Raw genomic sequence first — 4,350 nt, 5'->3', positions numbered from 1 at the left:
ATTAATTGCTCATGTGGATTCAGAGGGAAACAAAATAGAGTACTCTAGGGATATTGACTCAAAACAGGAGATAGTAAAAGACAGGCTTGGAAACATTATTGTTCATGAGTATGATAATAATGGAAATATTACAAGTACTATTGATTCATTGAGCAATAAAAAAACCTACACCTATGATGAAAGAGGAAATAAAACTTCCCAAACAGATGCAAATGGAAATACAACACAATATGAGTATGATGCAAATAACAACCTTATAAAGATAATTGATCCAATGGGATACACCACTTTGTATACATATAATAGCTTAAAGCAGGAACTTACTAAAAAAGATCCTATGGGTAACATTACAACAAGAGAATATGATTCGAAGGGTAATTTAATTAGTATAAAATATCCTGATAATAAGGAAGAAAAGTACACTTATGATGCAAAAGGAAACATAACAAGTAAAAGTGATAAGCTTGGAAACGTAACTTTATATACTTATGATGAATTTGGTAATGAAACATCTGTAACTGATCCAATGGGCAATGTTATAACCTATACTTATGATGATAATGGCAATAAGCTTACTATGACAGAAAAATACTCATATAAAGAAGAAACAAGGACAGCTGTTACAAGGTACAAATATGATGGAATGAACAGGTTAATTGAGGAAATTGATCCGTATGGGTATTCTATAAAAATAGAGTACAACTCAATTGGAAAACCATCAGCCCAAATAGATAAGAGGGGAAATCGTACCCAATACCAATATGACATATGGGGTAATGTTGTGAAAATAATTTATTCTGACAATACCAGTGAAACCTTTAGTTATGATGCTGAAGGAAACAGAATATCTAGTACTGACAGAACAAATAAAACCACAAAGTACAGCTATGATAAGTTAGGAAGAGTAACAAGGATAACATATCCTGATGGAAGTTTTACCTCAGATAAATATGATTCTTGGGGCAATCTTATAATGCAAAGTGATGAAATGGGTAATGAAACTACATACCAATATAACGCTGCGGGGTATAATACTTTAGTGACAGATGTATATGGTAACAAAACTGCTTTTGAATATGACGGTAATGGAAACCCTGTGAAAATGGTAGACGCCAATGGCAATGTTATAAAACATGAGTACGATGTTAATGGTAATAAGATTAAAACTATATTTAGTGATAATACTTTTATTAGTGCAAAATACGATCCATTAGGTCGTAAAATCAGTGAAACAGATCAAGGTGGTAAAACTAAGGAATATTCCTATGATGCAAAAGGAAATTTAATTAAGGTTATTGATTCATTAAAAAACGAGACAGAGTACTCCTATGATGGTGCAGGAAATCTGATTTCAATAAAAGACGCAAATGGTAATATGACAAAAATGGAGTATGATTTATTAAACAGAATGGTTAAAAGAATTCTTCCTTTAGGAATGGAAGAGATTTATAAGTATGATGAGTCAGGTAATATGATATTACATAAGGATTTTAATGGAAATACTACATCCTATGAATATGACAGCAATGGAAATCTTATTAAAAAGACATATGGTGATAATACTTTTGAGACATATACTTATTATGCCAATGGACTAAAAGAATCTGCTTCTTCAAAGGAAGGTAAATTAACTTTTATATACGATGAGAGAAACAGGATAGTGAGTCAGAAGGATGTAAATGGTGCCGAAATAAAGTACAATTATGACAAGTGCGGTAATATTGTTAAAGTTACTACAGATTTAGGTGCAGTGTCATATGGATATGACAAACTGAACAGGTTGATTTCAGTGACAGATTATAATGGATTGAAAACTACATATGGTTATGATTTTGTTGGAAACAGAAGCAGCATGTTATATCCAAATGGAACAAAGACTGAATACACTTATGACAAACTAAATCGTCTTGTAAGTCTTAAGAATATAGATAGTAAGGGTGATATAATAAGTTCCTATGATTATGTATTGGAGGCTGCAGGAAATCGTACAAAAATCACAGACAACACTGGAAGAACTATAGAATACACCTATGATGCTGCTTATAAGGTGACTGGGGAGAAAATAAAGAATAGTGATGGAAGTACACTTGCAATTACTTATCAGTATGATAAAGTTGGAAACAGGATTAAAAAGACAACTGATGGTAAGGAGACTCTATATACTTATGACATAAATAACAGAGTGATTTCAAGTGGTGATGAAGTCTACACTTACGATAAAAATGGGAACACATTGTCCAAAAGAGGTATGGATGATGTTACAAAATATACTTATAATCTTAATAATAAACTTATATTAATTGAAACTGAAGAGGAAGGCAAAAAATCCAGTACAGGATATACTTATGACGTGGATGGAGAACTAGTAAGCAAAGTTTTAAACCATACTGAAGAAATAATATACCTAGTAGACAGAAACAGAGGATATTCTCAAATAATTGAGGAAAGAGACAGAGAAGGAAAACTTTTAGTTTCATACCTTTATGGAGATGACCTTATTAGTCAGACCAGAGGAACAATAACTTCATACTATCATTATGATGGACTAGGAAGTACAAGAGCATTGACAAACAGTATGGGGGAGATCACTGATACATATAGTTATGATGCTTTTGGAAACATACTAGAAAAAAGTGGGAAGACTAAAAATGATTATCTATATACTGGAGAGCTTTATGATTCAGGGATTGGTTTGTACTATCTAAGAGCTAGATTTATGGATCCTAGTATTGGAAGGTTTATTAGTATGGATGCTTTCCAGGGACTTCAGTTTGAACCTGAGACTTTGCACAAATATCTCTATGCTGATGCAAATCCAGTTATGAAAACTGACCCTTCTGGATATATGGTAGGAGCACTGGTGATGGCACCTATGCGTCTACAATATGATACTGAGGTAATGGCAGTTGGTATAAAATTAATATCTGCATCAATTGCAATAATGTTGTTTTATAAGTTGTATGCAGAGGCTCTTTCTGGAATTGATGCTATGTATATGGCAAGAACAAATGACAGGGCTGAAACCAAGATTAAACAAAAGGAAAAGACTAAAAAGAAAAAGAGACAAAATAATACTATGAGGGTTCAGTTGCAACAGGGATATAATCACACTTATGGATTGCCTATAACAGCACCTAGAAACCCAGGGGTATCAGTTTTACAGGTTCGTATGACAATGGCTACAATGTTTTCAACGTGTCCGGTAGCGGCTCCGTGGTTTCCCCTAAACCGATTGAAAAGTCAATTGGTATCAGGAGTTATCAGACTTAGTACAAAGCTTGGTACATACCCACCTTTGGGGACTTCAAAAGGTGGAAATATAGAGCGTGCTGAGTTTTATGACGGAGGAAAAGAATACAGAATAGATATTGAAAACCTTTTTGGATGGAATTTACGTACATAGGTGATTGAAATTCATACACTAAATGCCCAATAAGGTATTTTTTTGAAATAGACTAAAAGGAGACGAATATGAAAAGTGAAATAAAGGATTTAATATTATATCTTGATTCTGAAGACTTTGATGAAAAGAATATAGCTATAAGTGAGGTTGCATCTCTTCTTGAAATGAATACATACATTCTAAATGGAGGAAAAGATCTTGGCAGGCTGGAAGAGTACAAAATCTATCTGGATGAGGATCTTATTTCTATAAGATTGGATATAGGAGAACAGGCTGAGATAATTGATGAACTCATTAAAAGGATACGGTCTAAAGATGAGTTAAGGTCTTCAATGCTATGGGCAATTGGCAAGGGAAGACCAGAGGCTGGACTTGTTAGACTTGCTGAGACTATCAAAGCTTGTTGGGATGAGTTTAATGATGAGGAAGCTTACCAGTCAATCGTATCTATGGAAAACTATATGGATTATGATGTAAAGGAGACTCTTTCAAAGGAAGAAGAAATAATAAGGTTTCTAAAAAACAAGTCCGAAGCAGTTGACCAAAGGCTTTGGGAAGTTGCTAAAAGGGTGTTGAGCAAATTATTGAAAGTATAAATATTTAAATAAGCTATTTTTCATTGAGTAAATATTTAACTAAACGTTCGTAAAACAATAATGCAAGAGACTGTAAATAGAAGTGTGTAAATTAACAATCTACTTACAGCCTTTTGGCTGATGTTGCTGCAATTGTTCTTAATGAGTTAAAGCCAAATTATTGCTCAAATTTCATGGATAAAAATGTAAATAATGAATATTTTACATCTTTAAGAACTAGAGTTGGTAAAATGGTTGAGAGAGCTTTTAAAATAGTTAAAAAGAATCCTCATCACAAGGGCTGAAATTTTTCTTTATATATACAAGAATAAAAAATAATTTAATTTACTTCAAAAGACTTCCATAATAAGT

General features: G+C 32.8%; 3 protein-coding genes. All 3 read left to right on the top strand.

Annotated features, from left to right (window positions below; genetic code table 11):
• Window positions 1-3,403: RHS repeat-associated core domain-containing protein (locus RBH29_RS17120; protein ID WP_306698223.1), on the top strand; the 3,403-nt coding region annotated here is incomplete at its 5' end.
• Between the two features lie 68 nt (window positions 3,404-3,471).
• A complete protein-coding gene (locus RBH29_RS17115) occupies window positions 3,472-3,999 on the top strand; it encodes a hypothetical protein (protein WP_306698222.1) in 528 nt (175 codons plus the stop codon).
• Window positions 4,000-4,112: 113 nt separating this feature from the next.
• Window positions 4,113-4,283 carry a late competence development ComFB family protein gene (locus RBH29_RS17110; protein ID WP_306698221.1) on the top strand — a complete coding sequence of 57 codons (171 nt, stop codon included), beginning with the start codon at window positions 4,113-4,115 and terminating at the stop codon, window positions 4,281-4,283.
• Window positions 4,284-4,350: the final 67 nt, after the last annotated feature.

This window comes from Herbivorax alkaliphila (assembly GCF_030848475.1).
Classification (GTDB): domain Bacteria; phylum Bacillota; class Clostridia; order Acetivibrionales; family Acetivibrionaceae; genus Herbivorax.
This window is presented reverse-complemented; position numbering and strand designations above follow the sequence as displayed.

Bases quoted from the DNA above. Each gene is read 5' to 3' on its own strand.
- RBH29_RS17115 (WP_306698222.1), top strand. From the start codon at position 3,472: ATGAAAAGTGAAATAAAGGATTTAATATTATATCTTGATTCTGAAGAC.